The sequence below is a fragment of the Serratia sp. N21D137 genome, assembly GCF_047530005.1.
GTDB classification, from domain to species: Bacteria; Pseudomonadota; Gammaproteobacteria; order Enterobacterales; family Enterobacteriaceae; genus Chania; species Chania fonticola_B.
Genome location: NZ_JBLJAJ010000002.1, coordinates 204,393 through 226,405, shown reverse-complemented (window position 1 = coordinate 226,405; position 22,013 = coordinate 204,393). Strand labels below are relative to the sequence as shown.

General features: G+C 54.2%; 21 protein-coding genes and 1 pseudogene. 10 read left to right on the top strand and 12 right to left on the bottom strand.

The genetic code is table 11. The features are described 5' to 3' along the window. Window positions 1–60: 60 nt before the first annotated feature. A complete protein-coding gene (locus tag ACMV5H_RS02920; RefSeq protein ID WP_021805201.1) occupies window positions 61–651 on the bottom strand; it encodes a Yip1 family protein in 591 nt (196 codons plus the stop codon). Between the two features lie 207 nt (window positions 652–858). Between ACMV5H_RS02920 and ACMV5H_RS02915 the strand changes: the two genes are divergently transcribed. The 7 genes from ACMV5H_RS02915 (at window position 859) to ACMV5H_RS02885 (ending at window position 5,629) form a co-directional block, all read left to right on the top strand. Continuing rightward, window positions 859–1,326, top strand: coding sequence for an acyltransferase (locus tag ACMV5H_RS02915; RefSeq protein WP_037375107.1), 468 nt, complete (start codon window positions 859–861; stop codon window positions 1,324–1,326). After that, a complete protein-coding gene (locus ACMV5H_RS02910; protein ID WP_021805202.1) occupies window positions 1,327–1,869 on the top strand; it encodes a GNAT family N-acetyltransferase in 543 nt (180 codons plus the stop codon). Between the two features lie 79 nt (window positions 1,870–1,948). Then, window positions 1,949–2,782, top strand: a complete 834-nt coding sequence (locus ACMV5H_RS02905; RefSeq protein ID WP_414821424.1) for a DUF1460 domain-containing protein — start codon at window positions 1,949–1,951, stop codon at window positions 2,780–2,782. 118 nt (window positions 2,783–2,900) lie between these two features. Next, window positions 2,901–3,713 (top strand): MetQ/NlpA family lipoprotein, encoded by an 813-nt coding sequence (locus ACMV5H_RS02900; protein WP_021180425.1) that lies wholly within the window; start codon window positions 2,901–2,903, stop codon window positions 3,711–3,713. 287 nt (window positions 3,714–4,000) lie between these two features. After that, complete coding sequence (locus tag ACMV5H_RS02895) at window positions 4,001–4,549, top strand: N-acetyltransferase family protein (RefSeq protein WP_414821423.1); 549 nt, start codon at window positions 4,001–4,003, stop codon at window positions 4,547–4,549. 365 nt (window positions 4,550–4,914) lie between these two features. Then, window positions 4,915–5,454: a hypothetical protein gene (locus tag ACMV5H_RS02890; RefSeq protein WP_414821422.1), complete on the top strand. Its 540-nt coding sequence runs from the start codon at window positions 4,915–4,917 to the stop codon at window positions 5,452–5,454. After that, complete coding sequence (locus ACMV5H_RS02885) at window positions 5,438–5,629, top strand: hypothetical protein (protein WP_021805206.1); 192 nt, start codon at window positions 5,438–5,440, stop codon at window positions 5,627–5,629. Before ACMV5H_RS02890 ends, ACMV5H_RS02885 begins: the two co-directional genes overlap by 17 nt. Before the next feature lie 121 nt (window positions 5,630–5,750). Here the strand turns inward: ACMV5H_RS02885 and ACMV5H_RS02880 are convergent, their stop codons facing one another. The 6 genes from ACMV5H_RS02880 to ACMV5H_RS02855 form a co-directional block, all read right to left on the bottom strand. Next, the gene (locus tag ACMV5H_RS02880) at window positions 5,751–6,671 is read right to left on the bottom strand and encodes a DUF808 domain-containing protein (protein ID WP_021805207.1); all 921 of its coding nucleotides are present in this window, start codon (window positions 6,669–6,671) and stop codon (window positions 5,751–5,753) included. Window positions 6,672–6,847: 176 nt separating this feature from the next. Next, window positions 6,848–7,777: a D-alanyl-D-alanine endopeptidase gene (gene pbpG, locus ACMV5H_RS02875; RefSeq protein WP_037375110.1), complete on the bottom strand. Its 930-nt coding sequence runs from the start codon at window positions 7,775–7,777 to the stop codon at window positions 6,848–6,850. 156 nt (window positions 7,778–7,933) lie between these two features. Next, window positions 7,934–9,037, bottom strand: a complete 1,104-nt coding sequence (locus ACMV5H_RS02870; protein ID WP_021180419.1) for an adenosylhomocysteinase — start codon at window positions 9,035–9,037, stop codon at window positions 7,934–7,936. Between the two features lie 226 nt (window positions 9,038–9,263). Beyond that, a complete protein-coding gene (locus ACMV5H_RS02865) occupies window positions 9,264–9,947 on the bottom strand; it encodes an outer membrane protein (protein WP_021805209.1) in 684 nt (227 codons plus the stop codon). A 109-nt stretch (window positions 9,948–10,056) separates the two neighbouring features. Continuing rightward, window positions 10,057–10,680, bottom strand: a complete 624-nt coding sequence (locus ACMV5H_RS02860; protein ID WP_115159171.1) for a response regulator transcription factor — start codon at window positions 10,678–10,680, stop codon at window positions 10,057–10,059. Next, window positions 10,680–11,948, bottom strand: coding sequence for a sensor histidine kinase (locus ACMV5H_RS02855; RefSeq protein ID WP_258557381.1), 1,269 nt, complete (start codon window positions 11,946–11,948; stop codon window positions 10,680–10,682). The genes ACMV5H_RS02860 and ACMV5H_RS02855 overlap by 1 nt, the downstream gene beginning before the upstream one ends. A 204-nt stretch (window positions 11,949–12,152) precedes the next feature. On the opposite strand from ACMV5H_RS02855, the gene ACMV5H_RS02850 reads away from it, so the two are divergent. Then, window positions 12,153–12,716, top strand: coding sequence for a DedA family protein (locus ACMV5H_RS02850; RefSeq protein ID WP_021805212.1), 564 nt, complete (start codon window positions 12,153–12,155; stop codon window positions 12,714–12,716). Window positions 12,717–12,718: 2 nt separating this feature from the next. Here the strand turns inward: ACMV5H_RS02850 and ACMV5H_RS02845 are convergent. Both ACMV5H_RS02845 and ACMV5H_RS02840 read right to left on the bottom strand, forming a co-directional pair. Then, a pseudogene (locus ACMV5H_RS02845) lies at window positions 12,719–13,345 on the bottom strand (LysE family translocator). 107 nt (window positions 13,346–13,452) lie between these two features. Then, entirely contained in the window at window positions 13,453–14,340 is an 888-nt protein-coding gene (locus tag ACMV5H_RS02840) for a LysR family transcriptional regulator (RefSeq protein ID WP_021805214.1), read from the bottom strand. Window positions 14,341–14,459: 119 nt separating this feature from the next. Between ACMV5H_RS02840 and ACMV5H_RS02835 the strand changes: the two genes are divergently transcribed. Next, window positions 14,460–14,897, top strand: a complete 438-nt coding sequence (locus ACMV5H_RS02835) for a PACE efflux transporter (RefSeq protein ID WP_021180412.1) — start codon at window positions 14,460–14,462, stop codon at window positions 14,895–14,897. A 160-nt stretch (window positions 14,898–15,057) separates the two neighbouring features. After that, window positions 15,058–16,524, top strand: a complete 1,467-nt coding sequence (gene ansP / locus ACMV5H_RS02830; protein WP_414821421.1) for an L-asparagine permease — start codon at window positions 15,058–15,060, stop codon at window positions 16,522–16,524. Window positions 16,525–16,581: 57 nt separating this feature from the next. Here the strand turns inward: ansP and ACMV5H_RS02825 are convergent, their stop codons facing one another. From ACMV5H_RS02825 to ACMV5H_RS02815, 3 genes are all read right to left on the bottom strand, one after another. After that, window positions 16,582–19,683, bottom strand: a complete 3,102-nt coding sequence (locus ACMV5H_RS02825) for an efflux RND transporter permease subunit (RefSeq protein WP_414821420.1) — start codon at window positions 19,681–19,683, stop codon at window positions 16,582–16,584. A 10-nt stretch (window positions 19,684–19,693) separates the two neighbouring features. After that, on the bottom strand, window positions 19,694–20,809 hold the full coding sequence (locus tag ACMV5H_RS02820) for an efflux RND transporter periplasmic adaptor subunit (protein ID WP_071683288.1): 1,116 nt from the start codon (window positions 20,807–20,809) through the stop codon (window positions 19,694–19,696). Between the two features lie 132 nt (window positions 20,810–20,941). Continuing rightward, window positions 20,942–21,694 (bottom strand): SDR family NAD(P)-dependent oxidoreductase, encoded by a 753-nt coding sequence (locus ACMV5H_RS02815; RefSeq protein WP_021180410.1) that lies wholly within the window; start codon window positions 21,692–21,694, stop codon window positions 20,942–20,944. Window positions 21,695–22,013 lie beyond the last annotated feature (319 nt).

Below are 22,013 nucleotides of genomic sequence, written 5' to 3'. Positions count from 1 at the left end.
GCTCCTTTAAACAAAAGCCCCTCATACCCAAGGATATGAGGGGCAACGATCACGCTAACATCAGAATAACCAGGAACCATATCCCCACATTAATACCGTCAGACCGAGCAACAGCTCAAGCAACAGAATGCCCATAGCCAACGTCGAGCTGGAGAAGATAAATCCCTCTTTACGATCGATATTCAGGAAATGCGGAATGCCGAGATACAGCAGATAGCCCGAATAAGCCAGGCCGATAATCCCGACGAACAGGCACAACCAGACCACCGGGTACAGCGCCACTAATCCGCTGAGGAACATTGGAGTCGCCACATAGCCCGCAAAGACCATACACAGATGCAGACTTGGCCGCGACTCATAACGCCGCGCCATCCAGTGGATCACCTTGCCCATGATCGCCACGCCAGCCAGCATCAACAGATAAAACGCGACGGCGGTGTAGAAAGCGGTGAACATATCCAGGCGAATTGCCTGCCCTTGGCCAGAGAGCCAGCCAAGCTGCGTGGTACCGATAAACGCACTGACCACCGGTATTAACGCCATTAGCAGCACGTGGTGGGTATACAGGTGCGAGACGGATTCATTCTCGCTTTTGATCTGTTTCAACTCGACGTTGGGATGGGTCAGTAGACCCCAGACATGATTGACCATGAGACACCTCCTCACTTCGCCGCCAACCGCGATCGGCGAACGGAAAACACACCACTGGCGGTTCAGACACCGCGCAAGGGTTGCGGCTATCAGGCTCTCTGCCCTGCATCAATTATAGTCTTTGGCTGAAAAAACGTACGCTGTCAGCGGCCTGTGGGTTACTCTGCACTATAATCAATATGTTGCGTTATTTGATGGAGGGAGACCATGACAACCAAGATCCGCACCCGCCAAAGCGGGATTAATAACGTCCAGGCCGGACAGAACGTGATGGTGATAGAACCCAGCAACCTGTATGGCTGCCAGTTGGGGGACGACGTGTTTGTCGGCCCATTTGTCGAGATCCAGAAGAACGTTTGCGTGGGCGCGCGCAGCAAGATCCAGTCGCATAGCTTTATCTGTGAATACGTGACCTTGGGCGAAGATTGCTTTATTGGCCACGGCGTGATGTTTGCCAACGATCTGTTCAAAGGGGGCACCCCAAATGCCGACCCGGCAAGCTGGGGGCACACGCAGCTCGGCAACCGAGTTTCTGTGGGTTCTGGCGCCACCATACTGGCCGTGGAAATCTGCGATGACGTGGTGATTGGTGCTGGTGCAGTAGTCAGCAAAAACATCACCCGCAAAGGTATTTATGCGGGCAACCCCGCCAGGCTGCTAAGGGAGCTGGAATAATTGCATCAGGCGATCGGCATCGAAATTATCAGCGAACTCCCCTTCGGTTACCTGGAATACGGTGATTTTTCCTTTGCCGTCTCCTGTTACGCCCAGCCCTGTTTTGATAAGCCAGTCGAGCTGTGGCCGACCCAGCCAGTGGCTCCTTTCAATAAAGTCTACCCGCTGGCCCCGTTCCTTAATGACGATGGGGAAACCTTCCTCGCTCGCTACCAGGGGGAAGCGGTAGGGCATATCACACTCAGCAAAAACTGGAACGACTATACGCTGATCGAGGAGATTGCCGTTAGCCACCACGCTCGCCGCCAAGGCGTAGCCACGGCGCTATTGGATGCCGCACGTCATTGGGCACGAGAGCAGGACACCGCCGGGCTGATGCTGGAAACGCAAAACAATAATCTGACCGCCTGCCGCTGCTATCAACGCTATGGCTTTGTGCTGGGTGGCATCGATCATTTACTCTATCGTGGGCAACCGGACATTGCCGATCATGAGATCGCGCTGTTTTGGTATCTGCCGTTCAATAATGAAGTGGGCTATTGATCTACCACTTTTTGGGTGACGTTAGGTTTACCTTGCGTACGCCATACTGGCCAAACCAATGATCGCTTGGGAGAGAGGGATGCGTGGCTTGGCCCTGATAATATTGTGTACGACGCTGATGGGTTGCAGTGGTAAACAACCGGCCAAAATCCCGGTAGAATCGCTACCGCAACAGGTGAAACCAATAACAATGGCGATAGCAATGGACGATTACACAGTAAACAAACTGCAGGCAGCGCTGGCTCTGCATGCAGCGGTACCGGAAATCGATAAAGGGCGGGCCATTGAGATGCTCTCGCAGACTTTCCTGGAAACCCCTTACCTAGCCAACCGGCTGATCGGTTCCGCCACCACAGCGGAACAATTGGTGATCGATTTCCGTGGGGTAGATTGCTTTACCTATCTGGATTACGTGCAGGCGCTCAGAACCGCCACCAGCGAAAATGAATTCGTCGAAAATGTGATTCAGACGCGCTATATCAATGGGGACATCAGTTTCCCGCAGCGCAAGCATTTCTTCACCGACTGGGCACACACCCGCCAGATCCTTGCCGATGACGTCACCCCGCAACTCAGCCCGCATACCGTCACCGTGGTAAAACAGCTCAACCTCAAAGCGGATGGCGAGCTCTATCTGCCTGGCATCCCAGTCACCGAGCGCAGCGTCACCTATATCCCTAGCGAATTTATTGATGAGCAGGTGATTAGCCAATTACAGACCGGTGACTATATCGGCATCTATACCAAGCTGCCTGGGCTGGACGTTACCCATACCGGCTTCTTTATCATGACCCCAAATGGGCCGGTACTGCGCCATGCTTCCTCGCGCACGGAAAACCACAAAGTGATGGACTCGGCGTTTGCCAGCTATGTGCTGAATACGCCGGGGATCGTGGTGTTACGACCACGCTGATCGCCGGGTTATGAGCTATAAGAAATTGTGCTTAACCAGGATTTGACTTGGCTACGGCCATAGGTTTAGCTGTTGGCACAACACTGACCGATCTTATTGTTTTTACAGGGAGTCACTCATGGCAATTGTTTGGCGCTGCACCGCTTTGGCCGCAGCATTAGCAGCAACGTTGTTATTACAAGGGTGCGATCAGAAGGCCGATCAAAACCATATCAAGGTTGGCGTCATTAACGGTGCCGAGCAGGACGTGGCAGAGGTCGCCAAACGGGTGGCCAAAGAGAAATATGGCCTGGACGTGGAGCTGATTGGCTTTAGCGGTTCGTTGCTGCCCAATGATGCCACCGACAAAGGGGAACTGGATGCCAACGTATTCCAGCACCGCCCCTTCCTGGAACAGCAAAATAAAGATCACGGCTACAAACTGGTGGTGGTAGGCAATACCTTTGTGTTCCCCATGGCTGGCTATTCGAAAAAGATCAAATCACTGTCAGAGTTGCAGGACGGCGCGGTAATTGCCATCCCGAACGATCCCACCAACCTGGGCCGTGCGCTGTTGCTGCTGCAAAAGGTTGGGCTGATCGAGCTTAAGCAAGGCAAAGGCCTGCTGCCAACCTCGCTGGATATCAGTGCCAACCCGCACAACTACCAGATTATGGAGCTGGAAGGTGCACAGCTGCCCCAGGTATTGGACGATCCGAAAGTCGCGGTAGCGGTGATCAGCACCACCTACATCAACCAGATTGGCCTGACGCCGACCAAAGACGGGATTTTTATCGAGGATAAAGATTCGCCGTACACCAATATCGTGGTGGCGCGCGAAGATAATAAAGATGCACAGAACGTGCAAAACTTCGTGAAAGCCTACGAGTCCGATGAAGTCGCCAAAGCGGCAGAGAAGATCTTCAACGGCGGTGCCGTCAAAGGCTGGTAACTCCCCCGCGATCTGTTGCAGGCGCTGGTTGTTGGTGCCTGCAACGCGCCACAAAAATTCCCCACCTCCCTGCTTGACCCTCACGTAACGTCAGGCTGGCTCGCCAGCTTGGATGAGGGGGTAACACCTAACGCAATGGCATACCTTTCGTCACCTAACACATTTGTCAGCATGAAAATGCCATCATTTTTTCTTATCCCCACCAGACAAAAAGCCAATTTATCTTGTCGCCAGGCGCGGAGCATAATGCCTTGGTACTCTGATTTATCATCATAAAAGGGAGCTCTATGTCACTTGCACCCCCACCGCGGGCAACGCTAAGCGTCTCCGATGCCGGCACTGAGGATATGGCTGGCATTCAACAGATATATGCCCATCACGTGCTTTACGGGCCCGCCTCGTTTGAAGAAACGCCTCCGATGCTGGATGAGATGCAACAGCGCCGCCAAAACGTCTTGGCTGCGGGGTTGCCATGGCTGGTGGCGAAGATGGAAGACCGCGTCGTGGGCTATTGCTATGCCACGCCGTATCGGCCGCGACCCGCTTATCGTTATACCATCGAGAATTCGGTCTATGTCGCCGAAGGCCTGCAAGGGCATGGTATTGGCAAGGCGTTACTCGGCGCATTGATTGCCCGCTGTGAACACGGCCCGTGGCGGCAGATGCTGGCAACGATTGGCGATGCTGCTGGCAATGCTGGCTCCCTTGCCCTGCACCGCAAGCTGGGCTTCACCAGCATCGGCACTCTAAGCGGCGTCGGGTTTAAATTTGGCGGTTGGCTGGATACTCATATGATGCAGCGGCCACTGAATGACGGCAGCCATACGCTGCCTTAGGCCCTTTCCGGGCAAGCTGCTGATTTTCATCTATAGTTAATCTTGTCGTGGCTTAGCGATCTCAGCGTGCATTCACGCATTCACTAAACATAAACAGTCGGGAGAGACGGATGAAAATTTTTCTGTGGATTATTGCGATTATCTTTATTGTTGGCCTACTGACCATTACCGGTGTGTTCAAACTGATCTTCTAGTTCTCCCCCCCATTGGGCGCATCAATGCGCCCTGCATCGCTCTGCAGTGATGTAAGCATATCAATGAGCTCAGATTCTTTTCGAGCCGCTTCCCAACTCTCTTATATTATTGTCAAAATCCGCTAAAAATCGTGTTGAATGCCTTCATTGCTACGTTAAAGAGAGCACAGGATGGCCTCAATTCATCACCTAACTCTTCCGTATCCTTTGGAAATCAACCGAGACTACGGAAAGCCCTACGTCACTGGTACCTTTGAAGTTGGAGGCAAGCTATTCCTTGTGGTGTTCAACAAAATAGCCACAGCGACAGAGGCTCGAGCCAAAGGCTACGCTATCAACATGCCTGACATACCTTTTCCGCCCAATGGCATGGTAGAAATCTTTTTCGACGCTCTGAGCGTACCTGAAGAATACGGCCAATTTAGACACGTGCCGTTGCCGGGTGAAAACGGATCCAGGGTCTTGTTCAACGTTGCCAAGCTGGTGAGACTTCATTATAGTGTTTGCAAATCTGGTGGATATTTGTTCTATGCAGCGCCTGATGTTCACAGTGAACGCAAAGTTGATCTGGTCATCATCTATAATAGCCTGCTAGGGTTACGGAACCCGCAAAGAACCCAAAATGATACCAGACTCTGTCGATTGCCAGCTGGTTGGCACGCTTATAACGGATTGTGTGCAGATGGGAGGGGTTATGTCATTACTTGCTGAAAAACCTGTTGGTAACAAAATATTGGCCCGTCAGCGCCTAATGATGCAGATGGCTGCTACCCAGGTTGTGAACCAGAAATTACTGACCGGGGAGTTTGAGTTGCGTGATGGGAAAATCGCCAAAGGGAAAAACTTCCCTGAGCCCCACCATCCGCAACTTCACCACGAAGGTTAAGCCCACAGGCAAAACGCCGTGTTGCCGACAGCGCCAACGTTAAAAAAGCCCAATTTTTATGAGTTCGCGCTGTCAACACCCGAAAAAACACATTTCGGGTGTTTTTCACTAATCCGCAGTATCACGCCTTAAAACGAGCCCGCACCGAACCAATCCCAGAGACCACCAGCATCACAACGCCACCTGCGATCAGGCCAAACACTGCATTCAGCAGCGTTGGGGTCAGGCCCCCAAGAATGGCACCAACGCCAGGCACTACCGTAGAATAACTCGCCCAGTCGGTGAACAGGTGATGCACCGGCGGTAAACCGTGGGTCAAAATCCCGCCACCCACCATAAACATGGCCAGGGTACCCACCACCGACAGGGTTTTCATCAGATAAGGTGCCGCACTGACGATACCGCGCCCTAACGATTGTGCTAACGCGCTACTCTTACGGGCCAGGTAGAACCCCAGATCGTCCAGCTTGACGATGCCTGCCACGATGCCGTACACCCCAACCGTCATCACAATGGCGATGCCACACAGCACAATCACCTGCTGACTAAAGGTGGCTCCGGCTACGGTCCCCAGCGTGATGGCAATGATCTCGGCGGAGAGTACAAAGTCGGTACGAATGGCGCCTTTGATTTTGCGCTGTTCATAGACCGCAACGTCCTCACTGGTATCCAGTTCCGCTTTCTCTTCTGCCTCTGCGCCCTTGCGGTGCATCAGGCTGTGGTAAACCTTTTCAAACCCTTCATAGCAGAGGTAAGCCCCACCGACCATCAGCAGCGGCGTAATCGCCCAGGGGGCGAAAGCGCTGATCAGCAATGCCAGCGGTACCAGGATCGCCTTGTTGATAAACGAGCCTTTGGCCACCTTCCACACCACGGGGATTTCGCGATCGGCCTTAACACCACTAACCTGTTGGGCATTGAGCGCCAGATCGTCTCCCAGCACCCCGGCGGTCTTTTTGGCCGCCATTTTCGTCATCAGTGAAACATCATCCAGTAACGAAGCGATGTCGTCGATCAGGGTTAATAAGCTACTGCCTGCCAAAATGCACTTTCCTTATTAAAGGGTGGGATAGCCATACCGGTTTAGCATAGCGGGTTAAAAACATGAAGAGGGGAAATCCTAATGATTTTACTGCAGGTGCAGGCTTAAGTCGTGAATTTTGCACAATGGGAAAGTGATAGCCTGCCGTAACAGACGGCAGACTAATAAGTCACGTTTTATTCCGTGTCGTTCTTCGCCAGGGCGGCATCTTTCTGGCGGCGATAATCCCGCGCCGCCGCGGGGATCGGCGTTACTTTGCCGGTTTCAATCCAGGTGCGCAGGCGGCTAGCATCCGCAAAATGGGTATATTTGCCAAAGGCGTCCAATACCACCAGCGAAACGGAGCGGTTGCCGATTACGGTACGCATCGCCAGGCAGTGTCCGGCCTGATTGGTAAAACCGGTTTTGGTCAGCTGGATATTCCATTTCGGGTTGTAGACCAGATGGTTGGTATTGCGAAACGGCAGCGTATAGTTGGGATCCTTGAAGGTCGCCATCCGTTCGGTAGTGGTGCTCAACTGGCCGATCAGCGGGTACTGCTTGGTCGCCAACATCAGCTTGGTCAGGTCACGCGCGGTAGATACGTTATGAATCGATAGCCCGGTCGGTTCAACGTAACGGGTATTAGTCATGCCTAGCGCTTTGGCTTTGGCATTCATCGCCTTGATAAAGGCGTTATAGCCCCCTGGATAATGATGCGCCAAACTGGCCGCGGCCCGGTTTTCCGACGACATCAACGCCAACAGCAGCATATCCTTGCGGCTGATTTCGCTGTTCAACCGCACCCGGGAGTAGACCCCTTTCATTTCTGGCGTCTGGCTGATATCGACCGACAGCATTTCGTCCAGCGGCAGGCGGGCATCCAGCGTCACCATCGCCGTCATCAGCTTGGTGATCGAGGCGATAGGCACCACTTCATCGGGGTTACGTGAATAAATCACCCGATGTGTTTGCATATCCAGCACCATGGCACTGCCAGAAGCCAACTCAGGCTGGGAGGCCTGCACTGCGGCGGTTTTATTGCTGGCTAATGCACTCGGCACCAGGCCAGTACCGGCTTGCAACGCGAGCAGGGTTAGGACCAAAACACGGATTTTCACATGTATTACTCTGTAACGGAGGAGAGAACCGACTGCGTTGAATTATAAGTGAGGGGTATAGAATTGCACTGTGATTGTGAGTAGCTATTTGTGACAAAATCTATCGGCACAAAATTTATGCAACCCGCGAGCGTACTGGGTTGTACGCCCGCAAGGTAAAAGTTACAGCGCTGGCTGCCAGGCAGATTGCGGCAACAGGTACAATCCGGCAGCATGCTGCTCACCGGCACCGACAATATGTCCGATCCCGGCGGCCATCACGGCCAGGGTCACATCGAAGGCATTCAGGCTGTCGCCGTAGCCTGCCGTCAGGTTGAACATCGACCCGTTGGCCAGCAGATACAGCGTTTTGTCTGCCAGTTGGTAAGCGTTCACAAATGGCATTGGCTCGCTGTGCGGAAGGCCTTGCAGGAAACCGACGTCGATCTCTTCCGCCACATGCCCAACGTTGAGGATAAACACCCCATCCTTGGCCCGTTCCAGATGCCGTGCAGACAGCACGTTTTTGGCTCCGGTGGCCGTGGCAATCACGTCGGCCTGCTCTACGGCAGTGGCTAAATCGACTACCGCCCAACCATCGTAGCGCGCTTGCAAAGCCCGGGCCGGATCGATTTCCGCCACGATAACTTGCCCGCCATAAGCCTTGGCAGAAGCGGCTACGCCCTGGCCCACCAGCCCATAACCAATCACCACCACACATTTTTCATGCAACGTCAGATGGGTGGTCTGGAAGAAGGTATGCCAGGCGGTCAGCCCAACCATGTGGCGATTATGCAGCCCTTCTTTTACCGGCAGGTCATCCCAGTTAAAGATCGGGTAACGCGGTGCAATGCCCCCCAAGCGGCTGATGCCTGAACCGGTCGCTTCCAGCCCAGCCTTGATCTGTGGGCCATTGGCAGATTGATGCAGTCGAGTGGTCAGATCGGCTCCCATTTCACACAGATGAGTCGGCCCCCAGGCCAGCGCGCGGTCGAAAGATTCAGACCAGTCGGCATCGCTCATATCACGCCAGGCGTGCGCTTGGGCACCGTGACGTTCCAGCCAGGCCACTACGTCATCCTGTACCGTCGTCGGGTTACAGGTGGTGAGATAAATGGCAGCGCCCTTATCCAACAGCCCGGCTACCAGCGGGGCCATTTTCAGATCCAGGTGCATGTTACACGCCAGACGCACGCCGTGCAGGTCCGGTAACGCCGCCACTGCAGCGCGGGTACGCGGCATATGGCGCATGGCCCACTTCAACTCACTGTCAAAATCCTGATACATCGGTTACTCCTCTACTACGCCACGCCGCCAGGGCATGGCAGAATGATTAATCTGCATCGCATGGCGACTATTATCACTTATCTCGCAGCAAAAAACCGAGGTGACTATCATGACAGCAGCATGAGTGATGGTTTTCAGATCTATCAGGGGGGAGGAACCGCCGAACGGATTGTTCAGCGGTACAGGCCGCGATGGCGCAAATCACGGCCCGATATCAATGATAAGACTAGAACAGGTAACGCACGCCTAAAGCAAACTCACTGGAAACCAGGCGTGCTTTCATTTGCTCATCTTTTAACCCACGGGCATTGGTAAAGTTATTGTAACCACTTTCAATCTTGCCCATATCCACGTAGCGGTAGCCCAAATCAAGATTGAGCCGCTCCATGGCCGCATAGCTAATCCCTGCGCCAATGGAGTAAGCCAGATTATTTTGCGTGCTTGCCGCGTATTGGCGCGAGGTATTCCCCTGCCAGCCGTCGGATTTCACTTTGGCGATACCCAGGCCAACCGTGCCATAAACCGAGAAGTCATACCCTAGCGCGTAGTCACGATAGGCATTGAGCATCAGGCGCTGAGCGTCCACTTTGTGGTGATTGTAGCTGCTGGCAAAGGTGGTTGAGCCGCTGGTGTATTCGCTTTTCTTTTTGAACACATACTCTGCCTCACTGCGCCAGCCATTGCCAAATTGATAGCCTGCAGCAATAGCCCCGTTATAGAAATTATGTTTTTCGTCACCGCTGACAAAATCACCCACGCCTGGGCGGCTGCTGGTATTCATATCTTCTGCGGATTGCCTGGCGTGCAATAGTTTTATCGCCCCATAGTATCCCTCTAAATAATCATCGGCTAAAACATTACCGGAAACAACGGAGAGGGAAACCAGCAGTACCAGAGGTTTAATATTCATGCGATCCTCGCTTGAAAGGTTATTTATGATGAACAATGAAGGTTCAGCTAAAATAACCAGCGCGCAGCGGTGTCGCAATTCGGTTGAATACCTACTGCCCTAGGTATTTTTACTTAACTCTTGGTGGAGAAAACAGCTCACCATAAACTTTCATTAGCTTCACCGACGAGTTAATCGCCAGTTTGGCAAATAAATTGGCGCGATGGGCCTCTACCGTGCGCGGCGAAAGCTCTAGCTCCAGAGCAATTTCCTTGCTGGATTTCCCTTGCATAATCAGCCCGGTGACTTCCAGTTCCCGCGCTGAGAGCGTCTTGAGCCTCTCTTGTAACTCGGCGGTTGCTTGCCGCTGTTGTTGCAACGTTCGCTGATGATCCAATGCCCCAGCGACAGTTTCGATCAGCAGATCGGCATCAATGGGCTTGGTCAGGAATTCAAAAGCCCCGTTTTTGAAGGCCCGCCGGCATAAATCAATATTCCCGTGGCCGGTCATGATGATAACGGGGATATCCAACCCCTGTTGTTGCCACTCTTCCAGTAGCGTGATGCCGCTTTTACCCGGCATGCGAATATCCAGCAGCAAACAGCCGCACAGCGCCTGCGGCTCCCCCATCCGCTGTTGAAAATCCAGACTATTTTCATAAGCCAGCGTTTGCCAGCCCATGGTTGCCAATAGTGAAGTTAGCGAACTACGGATGGCCCGATCGTCATCAATCAGATAAATAAATTGTTCCATCACTCCTCCTGAGTGTTAAACGGAAACCACAGGGTAAAACGCGCTCCCTGGCCGGCCATATTTTCCACCGTAATAGTGCCGTTCAGGCGCTGAACCAGAGTTTCCGTCAGCGCCATGCCCAGCCCCAATCCCTCTTGGCGAGTCGTGAAGAAGGGAATAAAGACCTGTTGTAATGCGGGTTCAGAAAGCCCTGGCCCACCATCGGTAATCATCAGTTGGATCCCTTGCTTCGAGTATTCAGCATCGATTGCCACCCAACCTGGCTCCGGCTGATTGGGCTGTTGTGCCTGAATGGCGTTGGTCACTATGTTATGGAAGATTTGTTCAACCCAGAGAGGATCGGCTCGTAGAGTGGGTAACGCATCGGGCATCCGGTTAACGATCCTGACCTTGCCCTTGTTGATCTCATCTTCCAGCAGCATAGTGACGCGCAACCAGACCTTATGCAGATCGACCTCTTGCAATACTACCTGCTCATGCGCCAACTTTTGCCGAAATTGCAGCAACAAGGTGCTGATGCGTTTGATTTGTATCACAGCCGCATCAAGCAACGGCACGGCTTTATCCTGCTGCTGTTGGTCTAACAGACGCAGGGCGGCCTGGTTATAACTTAACACCGCAGTCAACGGTTGGTTGAGTTCGTGAACCATACTGGCCGTGATTTCCCCCATAGCGTTAAGCCGAGTCAATTGCGAGAAGTGTTCACGCAAAACGGCAATATTGCGTTGGCGTTTTTGAATACGGTATTGGTCGATAAAATAGACGACAGCAGCCCAGAAAACCGGCAGCAGCAATAACAGCAACCAAGGCAAACGCGCCCAATCAGGGTCGTTTCGGGCGGATAATGCAAAAGGCTGAGAGGCACTGCTGATCCCCTTGTCCCATTGCCAATACGCTGGTTGAGCATGATCCCCCTGCTCAAATAAAGGTTTGTTGTGCCAGCTCAGGCCGATCTGCCGGAAATCATGACGCTGGGGAATGTCCGCAAATAGCAGCGCAGGATCGATCAACAGCGCAAAATGTTGGTGGGCCAGCCAGTAAGTTCCCTCTCCCGTTGGCGTCAAGGTCGGGATTGGCTGTGCCTGTGGCATGCGTTTCCATGCCACAATCTGCGGGAATTTTTGCTGGACGATGGCAGGATCGCTGGACACCGACAGTAAGGAAAGCACCGTCTCAAGTTGGGATAATTTAACCGTCACCTCACGATATAAAATACGATAGGTGACTGATTGCTCTTCATATTGCTGTTGCAAAGCATAAATTATCACCCCGCTCCCTGAAAACAGAGATAGAACCAACCAGAGAGCAACCTTGAGCATAATATCTCCATGTCATTGGCAGACGAGTTTATTAATAACGGATTAAACACTATGCGAATGCAAGAATCTATTATTAACATCGGGCCGTTTCAATTCCCCCCGCTGCGGGGACAGGATGTTATAATCCTATTTCATCGCAATAAAGGAACAACAATGACGGATTTAGCCCACTACATTACCCAATATGGCTACTGGGCACTGCTGATTGGCTGCCTGCTCGAAGGGGAAACCATCACCCTGCTGGGAGGAATTGCCGCACACAACGGATTGCTGCGCCTGCCGCTGGTGATTGCGGTGGTCGCCATTGGCGGCGCCTTGGGCGATCAGGTGCTCTATTTTGCCGGGCGCCATTTTGGTGGACGGGTGCTTGCCCGTATAGAGAGTCAACAAGCACGCATTGAACGCGCCCAAAAGCTGATTGCCAGCCACCCGATTTTATTTGTGATTGGCGTACGTTTTATGTACGGATTCCGGCTTATCGGCCCGGTGCTGATCGGTGCCAGCAAGCTGCCCCCCTCGCGCTTTATCCCGCTGAATATTCTGGGGGCTATCCTGTGGGCCACGCTATTTGTACTGCTCGGCTATTTTGGTGGCCAGGCCATCAGCAGTTTTGTCAGCGGTAGTGACAAAAAGCTGTATAGCCTGCTGTTCTGCGTGGTGGTGATCGCCGCTATTCTGCTGCTTCGCTACTGGTGGCGGCGGCGTCACGCACAATAAGACTATTTGTTGAGCATCAGCTTCAGGCCCAGTAAGGCCAGCACGCTGCCGCCCAGGCGATCGAACCAGGCTTTGAAACGCAGGTAGACGCGGCGCGGGCGCGGTGACGACAGCACAAACGCCACAAAGGCATACCACAGCAGATCGACGGCCAGAGCAATCAACGGCAACACGATATACAGAACCATGGGGATCTTATGGCTAAGCAACGCAGCAAACACGCTGCCGAAGACGATAGCGGTGTTCGGGTTGCCCAGTTGGGTTAGCAGCCCGGTGGTGAACGCCCGGCGAAAGCCTAGCTGCTGGCCGCCAACCGTTTCGATCATCAACGGCTGATTAGCTCCGCGCAGCATTTTGAACGCCAGATAGATCAGATAGGCCCCCCCCAGCATTTTCAGCGTGGTATACAGCCAAGGCAGCGCCAGTAGCAGCGACTACAGCCCCAACAAGGCGATTAGTGCGAAGATAAAACAGCCGATCCCCATCCCCAATGCCACCGCCATCCCATCGCGCCGTGACGAAGCCACCGCCGTTCGCGCTACCAGAATAAAGCTTTGCCCTGGGCTCATGGCGCCAAGCGTAATAGCCCCGGTAATGCTGAGTACCGATAATAGCGTTTCGTTGATCATGCTCTTTTCCCTTGCCTGATTCCGTTACTCAAATTAACGCGCTGGATAAAATAAAAGCAATAGAAACGTATGGATACGGGAGAAAACTGCGCCACGTTCCCCCCCGGTCAAGCATTGCCCTGCATCATCAACGCCAGCAACTCCCTGGCCGCCTTCTGTTGCGGCTGGTGCTTCAACCAAATCAGGTGCACCGGCAGACGCAGTTCGTTTTTGGTATTTTTAAATTTCAGGCGGATCAACCGGCCCTGCTCAAGCAATGGTGCAGTTAACGACAGCGGAAAGTTGCCCCACCCCAGTCCAGCTTCCACCATGCTTAGCGCCATCGGCAAACTGTCAGTACGCCAGAAGGATTCCGCCACCTGTGGGCGTTTATCGGCCATAGGCAAATCCCGGCTGGCCACCATGATCTGCCGCACGTTGACCAGTTCCTCCAGAAACAACTCGGCACCGCCAGCGTTCAGAGCTGAATGCTGCGCCGCAATGGTTGCCACCAACGACTCGCTACCCACATAGTGAAAATGTTCCTGGCTGTTCACGTCCAGCCCGCCGAATGCCAGGCACAAGCTGACCCGCTGTTGATGCAGCATATGCAAAACATCATCTTGTGGGGCAGTCAGCACCTCGATATCCAACAACGGGTAGCGCTCCGCCAACGCTTTAACCGCCGCCAGTAGACCGCTGCTGTTGATATCCGATGCCACACCGATCGACAGCCTGCTTTCCAGCCCCTGAGAAAGCTCAATGGCGTGGATCTGCAGCTGCTTGAGCTGTTCGGCGATCAAGCGTGCGTGGGGAGCCAGTGCCAATGCCAGCGCGGTGGGCACCGGTTCGCGGTGCGAGCGGTCGAATAGTTGAAAACCCAGCTCCGCCTCCATATTGGCGATCCCCATGCTGACCGCCGAAGGCACGCGCCGCAATGCCCTGGCTGCCGCCGAGAATGATCCGCGATCCAACACAGCCAAAAACAGTTCGATATTGTCACTGGAAAAATTCATCACCTTACCTGTCAGTAAAACTGACAGCTCCTGACTTTTTCTATCAATAGTATTGACGTTATCTTACGCATCGGGTTGCCGGACGTCATCAGGCACGAAAAATAAAGCAGGAGAAAAGCATGCAAGGCGTGAAACGCAAACTGGTCTATGTGACCGCTTATGAAGTTATCGGTATGGTCATTTCGGCCCTTGGTTTGGCACTACTCTCTGGCTCCGCCCCGAGCAGCACCGGGCCGTTGGCGGTGATCATCACCACCATCGCCGTCAGTTGGAACCTGATTTACAACTACTTGTACGAATTCTGGGAAATCCGCCAGGCATCACGCACCCGCACGCTGAAGCGCCGCATTCTGCATGCGGTGGGCTTCCAACTGACGCTGGTGGTTTACCTGATCCCCCTGATCGCCTGGTGGATGGAGATTTCTCTGCTGCAGGCCTTGCTGCTGGATATGGCGCTGATCGTGATTATTCCCTGCTATACCTTTGTATTTAACTGGGCATTCGACAAAATATTCGGGCTACCGACCTCCGCCCTGCCTGCCACCGAATCGGCCTGAGTCAAACACTCTCCCCCTGAACCGCAGTTTTTTTGCCTCAATTCCCTAGAACGGGTGGCATGCCTCGCCGTTATTTAACGGCGCTGGTATCAACCATAAACTGCGGAATGTTGCCATGACCTCATTCCCATGATGCAAACAGACAGGAACAGGACGAATAATGCACTCAGAGAAAACGACTGCACATGACAAGCAGGCGGCCAGAAAACGTTGGTTAGACTCACACGAATCCGGTTACCACAAAAGCATGGGTAAACGGCAGATACAGATGATCGCCATTGGAGGCTCAATCGGCACTGGCCTATTCCTTGGCACCGGCGCACGTCTACAGATGGCGGGTCCGGCACTGGCGCTGGTATATCTGGTATGTGGCGTGTTTTCTTTTTTCATCCTACGCGCCTTGGGCGAGCTGGTATTACACCGCCCATCCAGCGGCAGTTTCGTTTCCTATGCACGCGAATTTCTCGGTGAAAAGGCCTCCTACGTTGCAGGATGGATGTACTTTCTTAATTGGGCGATGACCGGCATTGTCGATATCACCGCCGTAGCGCTGTATATGCATTATTGGGGTACCTTCGCCGAGGTTCCCCAGTGGCTGTTTGCCCTGGGGGCGCTTGGGATTGTGGCTACCATGAATATGATCGGCGTGAAATGGTTCGCCGAAATGGAGTTCTGGTTTGCGTTGATCAAGGTTGCCGCTATCTCTCTGTTCCTGGTCGTAGGGGTCATCTTCCTTGGCGTCGGCACACCGGTAGCGGGAAATACAACCGGGATCCACCTGATCACCGATAACGGCGGCATGTTCCCACACGGTCTGTTACCTGCTTTGGTATTGGTACAAGGGGTGATCTTCGCCTTTGCCGGTATCGAACTGATAGGCACCGCCGCTGGCGAGTGTAAAGATCCGGAAAAAATGATGCCAAAAGCGATCAACAGCGTGATCTGGCGTATCGGTTTGTTCTATGTCGGCTCGGTAGTACTGCTGGTTCTGCTGTTACCCTGGAACGCCTATCAGGCTGGGCAAAGCCCGTTTGTCACCTTCTTTTCCAAGCTTGGCGTACCCTACATCGGGACCATCATGAATATCGTGGTGCTGACCGCCGCCCTTTCCAGCCTGAACTCTGGTCTGTACTCAACAGGCCGTATCCTGCGCTCACTTTCCATGGGGGGCTCAGCACCAAAGCTGATGGCTAAAATGAGCAGCCAGCAGGTACCTTACGCCGGTATTCTGGTGACCTGCGGTATCTATGTAATTGGCGTGGTGCTGAATTATCTGGTGCCATCGCAGGTGTTCAAAATCGTGCTGAATATCGCTTCACTGGGCATCATCTGCTCTTGGGCATTTATTATCGTTTGTCAGATGCAACTGCGTAAGGCGATCAAGGCGGGGAAAGCCAAACCGGTGGCGTTTAAAATGCCAGGAGCACCGGTCACCTCGTGGCTGACGCTGTTGTTCCTGTTAGCGGTGGTGATCATGATGGCCTTTGATTACCCGAACGGCACCTGGACTATTGCCACCATCCCCGTGTTGGCCGTGTTACTGCTACTTGGCTGGTTTGGCCTGCGCAAGCGTGCCGCACAGGTGAAGCTGGAACAACAGGCTCACGAACAGCATAGCGAGGCTTAACAGCTTCCATTTGCAGGTCTACCCGGCCCCCGCGCCGAGTAGACCTGGTCAGCGACTCTAGGCAAACCGTGATTTAACCCATTCGCGCAGCCGTTGAATATGCAGGTACAGCGCAGGAATAAAGAAGATCCCGACCAGGGTTGCCAGTAACATCCCGCCAAACACGGTAATACCGATAATTTGGCGGCTCATCGCCCCGGCACCGGTAGCAAACACCAGCGGCATCACCCCGAGAATAAAGGAAATGGCCGTCATCATCACCGCCCGGAAACGTTGCCGGGCGCCGTCCTGCGCGGCTTCGCGAATGCTGGCCCCCTCTTCACGCCGCGCCTTGGAGAACTCAACGATCAGGATGGCATTCTTGGCCGCCAGGCCGATCAGCAGGACTAGCCCGATTTGGGCGTAAACGTCGTTGGCGAACCCCATCATGCGTAACCCCGCGACCGCTCCTGCCACCGCGAAAATCACCGACAGCATCACCACCAGCGGGATACTCCAGCTTTCATACTGAGCCACCAGGAACAGATAGGCGAACACCAGCGCCGCCAGATAGATCAGCAGGGCTTGGTCACCGGTTTGTTGTTCCTGCCAGGACAGGCCGCTCCAACTATAGCCGTAACCCTTTGGCAGCTGCTCGGCCAATAAAGACTCCATGGTTTTCATCGCCTGCCCGGAGCTAACCCCCTCGGCCGCAGAACCGTTCACCGATACCGACGGAAACTGGTTGAACTGGCTGATAAAAGGCGCGCCGATGGAAGGCGTAAGCCGTACCAGATTAGCCAGGCTCACCAGAGCGCCGGTGTCGCTGCGCACGTTCAGGCGATTAATTTGTTCGGTGCGTTGCCGGAAATCCATATCGTTTTGCAACTGCACCCGGAACATACGGTTATTGACCGAAAAATCCCCCACGTTCAGGCCGCCAAGCGAAACTTGCAGCGTATTGAAAATCCGGCTGACCGGCACCTGAAATAGTGCAGCACGTTCACGATCGACCGCTAGATCGATATCCGGCACCACGGCGCTGAAGGTGGTAAATACCCGGCTCAGCTCTGGCCGCTGGTTGGCCGCAAAAATAATCCCCTGGGCCACCTGAGCCATCTGCTGCGGCGTTTGCCCCTCCAGCGCCAGCAGGCGTAAATCAAAACCGGCGGCGTTGCCTAGCCCGGCGATGGCCGGTGGATTAACCACCATAATCATCGCCGAGGGGATTGCCGCCAGCCGGCCCTGAAGATCGGCTAACACCCGGTCAACATGTTCGCGTTGGCCCCAAGGTTTGAGCATCACGATGGCGAAGCCCGCATTGGGCGAATTGCCCCCGCTCAGCAGGCTGAAACCGGTAATTTTGATCACATCTTCCACCGCCGGGTTTTGTATCACCTGCTGATGCATCTGATCCATTACCGCCTGGGTACGTTCAAGGGAAGCTCCATCTGGCAACTGTACGTTGACGAAGAAGTAGCCCTGATCCTCCTCCGGCAGGAAAGAGGTTGGCAGACGGCTATAGCCATACCAGGTGGCCAAGCCAACGACAAAGAGTGCAATCACCGTGGTTAAAGCTCGCTTGCTAGCCAATGCGGTCATGCGAACATAGCCATAGCGCATCCGGTTCATACCCCGGTTGAAACCACCAAAAAAGCCGGTTTGCGCCAGCTCACGCCGCCGGATCAGCGTGGCACAAAGCGCCGGGGACAGCGTCAACGCGTTGATGCTCGACAGGATCACCGCCGCCGACAGGGTCACGGCAAACTGACGATACAGCTCACCGGTAATGCCCGGCAGCACCGCAATCGGCACAAACACCGCCATCAGCACTAACGTCGTAGCGACGATCGGCCCGGCAATCTGGCTAATCGCCTTGCGGGTTGCTTCTGCCGGGCTAAGAGCGGGACCTTGGGCCAGCAGACGCTCCACGTTTTCCACCACCACGATGGCGTCGTCTACCACGATAGTCAGCGCCAGGATAATGGCGAACAGGCTCAGGGTGTTGGCGGAGTAGCCGAAAACATACAGCACGGCGAAAGTACCGAGCAATGAAACTGGAATGGTGAGCGCCACGATAAAGGTGGCCCGCAGGCTCTGTAAGAACAGATAAACCACCAGCAACACCACCGCCAGGGTTAACGCCAGCGAAATGGCAATCTCGTGCAGCGTTGCCGTTACCGGGCGGGTAGAGTCATATTTGATGTCATAGCTCATATCGCTGGGGAAGGACTGCGACAAGCGTGCCATCTCCTGGCGTACCGCATTGGCAACATTCAGCGCGTTAGCTCCCGGCGTGGGGTAAACCACCAAAAATGCCGATTCCTGTTGGTTCATCGAAGCATTGACCTGGTAGTTTTGTGCCCCCAACTCGACCCGTGCCACGTCACCCACCCGCACCGTGCCGCCATTGGCTCCGCTGCGGATAATCACTCTGGCGAATTCCTGCGGATCGGTTAAACGCCCCTGCCCGCTGATGGTCAAGGTTTGCTGCTGCCGGGAAGGCGAAGGCGCGGAACCGATCTGGCCTGCGGCGGCCTGCACGTTCTGCTGCTGCAACGCTTGCACGATGTCCTGCACGCTGATATTCAGCGACTCCATACGCTGCGGATCGAGCCAGACGCGCATGCTGTAATCCCGGGCGCCAAACACCTGCACATCTCCCACACCGCTGATGCGGGCCAAGGCATCGCGCAGTTGGATACTGGTGTAATTGCTCAGAAACAGCGTGTCACGGCTGCCCTTGGGAGAGAACACGCTAACGCCCAACAACAGATTCGAGGCCCGCTTGCGCACCGAAACCCCGTTGTTATTCACCTCTGCCGGTAGCTGCGCGCTAACCTGTGAAATACGGTTTTGCACCTCCACGGCGGCCATATCCGGATCGGTGCCGCTGGCAAAGGTAATGCTCAGTTGATAACCGCCGTTGTTGGCGCTGGTCGATTCCATGTACAGCATGTTGCTGACGCCGTTGACCTGAGCTTCGATGGGCGATGCCACCGCCTGAGCCACGTCACGGGCGCTGGCTCCAGGATAGAGCGCGCTGACGGAAACCACCGGTGGCGTGATATCGGGGTACTGCTCCACCGGGATCACCTTGAGAGAAACGATCCCCACCAGGGTGATCACCAGCGCAATCACGATGGCGAACTTTGGCCGCCGGATAAAGAAATGCAGCATCAACGTCCCCTTATGGTTGCGCGTTGGCGCTGGAAAGAATGGCGTTCACCTGCATTCCGGGCCTGACGTGCTGAACCCCGGAGATAATCACCCTTTCGCCAGCACTGAGCCCGGCATTCACCTGATAATATTGTTGATGTTGTTCACCCAGCGTCACCGCTCGGACTTCCACAATATTCTCAGGCGTGACCACCAACACAAAGTGGCCTTGCTGGTTTTGCTGTAGCGCAGCAATTGGCACCAGCGTAACCGTCTGCGGTTGCTCGGCGGTCAGGATCACGTTCACCACGCCCCCGGGCAGCAGCAGATGATTAGGATTGGCAAAACGGGTGCGCAACGTGACGGTGCCAGTGTGGGCATCGATCTGGTTATCTATTGATTCAAAAGTGCCCGGCTCCGGGTAGGATTTGCCGTTGGCCAGTTCAAGACGGGCAGAAAACTGCCCTTCGGCAAGCTTGCCCTCCCCATGCTGACGCTGATAGGCGGCGGTAATATAGTCGCGTTCATTGATGGAGATCGCCACGCGGATCGGATCGAGCTGAATAATGTTGACCAGTGTGCCACTCGCCGCGTTGACCAGGCTGCCCACATGAAAACGGCTGTGGCCGATGCGCCCGGCAATCGGCGCATAAATTCGGGTATAGCTGAGTTGTAACTGCTGCGTATTAAGCAGTGCCCGCGCCTGGGCGACCGCAGCCCTGCTGGTATCACGCTCGGCTGCCGCGGCATCAATATCTGCTCTGCTAACCGCGCGGTTATTGCCTAACTGCTGCAAGCGCGTCAGGTTTACCTGAGCCAGGTTGGCTGTGGCCGTCGCGCTATCTAACTGAGCCTGAGCCTGTGCCACGGCAGAATGGTGTAATGCAGGCTCGATCTCGTACAGTAAATCCCCGGCCTTGACCATCTGCCCTTCGGTAAACGGCCGCTTGGCGATAAACCCTTCGGTGCGGGTCTTCACCTCCACGGTTTGTATCGCCTCGACGCGGCCGAGATAGTGCAATGCGCGTTCGGGTTGGCTTTGTTCAATCAGCGCCACGGTCACCGCAGGCAGCGGTGCAGCAACGATCGGAGTGGCTATGGCCAGCAGCCACAGTGCCATAAAACGGGAGAACAGAGATTTTGTCATCGGCAGCAAGATCGCTCATCAATTAATCTAACTTGATGAAAATTATAGTTCACCCCTAGCAAGTCAGAATGAGCTCTGCTGACGATTTCTTGCCAAGACGCAAGCTCGCTTACGCCTTAGCCTACCAACGGTTTACTGTGCCGTATAACCACCATCAATGCTGTAAAAGGCCCCGGTGGTGAAACTGCTGTCTATAGAAAGCAAAAAAACCACCGTTTTCGCTACCTCTTCACGCGTAGCCATTCGCCCCATTGGATGAGAGGCCGCCATTTTCTCCCGCACCAAGGCGGGTAATTTGGCCATCGATGGCGTATCGACATAGCCAGGCCCGACGGCGTTGATGCGTATCCCCCGATCGGCAAACTCCAGAGCGGCGGCCCGTGTCAAACCGATAATGCCATGCTTGGCCGCGGTATAAGGTGCAATGCCCGCAATACCGACCATGCCATTGACGGCTGAGAGATTCACTACCGCGCCACCGCCTGCCGCTGCGATAGCGGGTAATCCGTACTTCATCCCATAGAAGGTGCCACTGAGATCGGTTTCAATCACCGCGTGCCAATCTTCGATGGGGTATTCATTCAGCGGCACATCATGCGGCCCGGTGATACCGGCATTATTGACCAGCAGATGCAATTGCCCACCAAGGGCTAGCGTTTGCGCTACCGCACTGCGCACCGATTCAGGATCGCGAGCATCCATAACCAACGGAAATACCGATTTGCCTGTCGGATCTATACGTTGCGCCGTTGCTGCCAGTCTTTCGCTATTTCTGGCGGTGATCGCTACCTTCGCACCGCGATCGACCAACTCTTGAGCAATAGCCTCACCAATCCCGGTGGAAGCACCGGTCACCAGTGCCACTTTACCCGTAAAATCTTGCATAACGCCTCCCGATCGCTTTGAGTTAGGCGTTCAGGCTAAGGCTTGAGCATGACAGTTTCTGGCAGTGGCGTTCCTCCAAAAATGCTGAAGCATCACCCCATTGGCAAAAGGATAAAACGAAAAAGCCCTGACAATATTTGCCAGGGCTTTTAGGTTACTGCATATTTAAAATTCAACATTAATCAACTTACTAACTGGGTACTACTTTCGATACTATTTAAAATGTACTTGTTTATCACAGATAATATTGGGTATTAAAAAGCTAACTACATCCTCCCCTATACTGGCTGATTTACAAATTTTGACTTACCTACCTCAT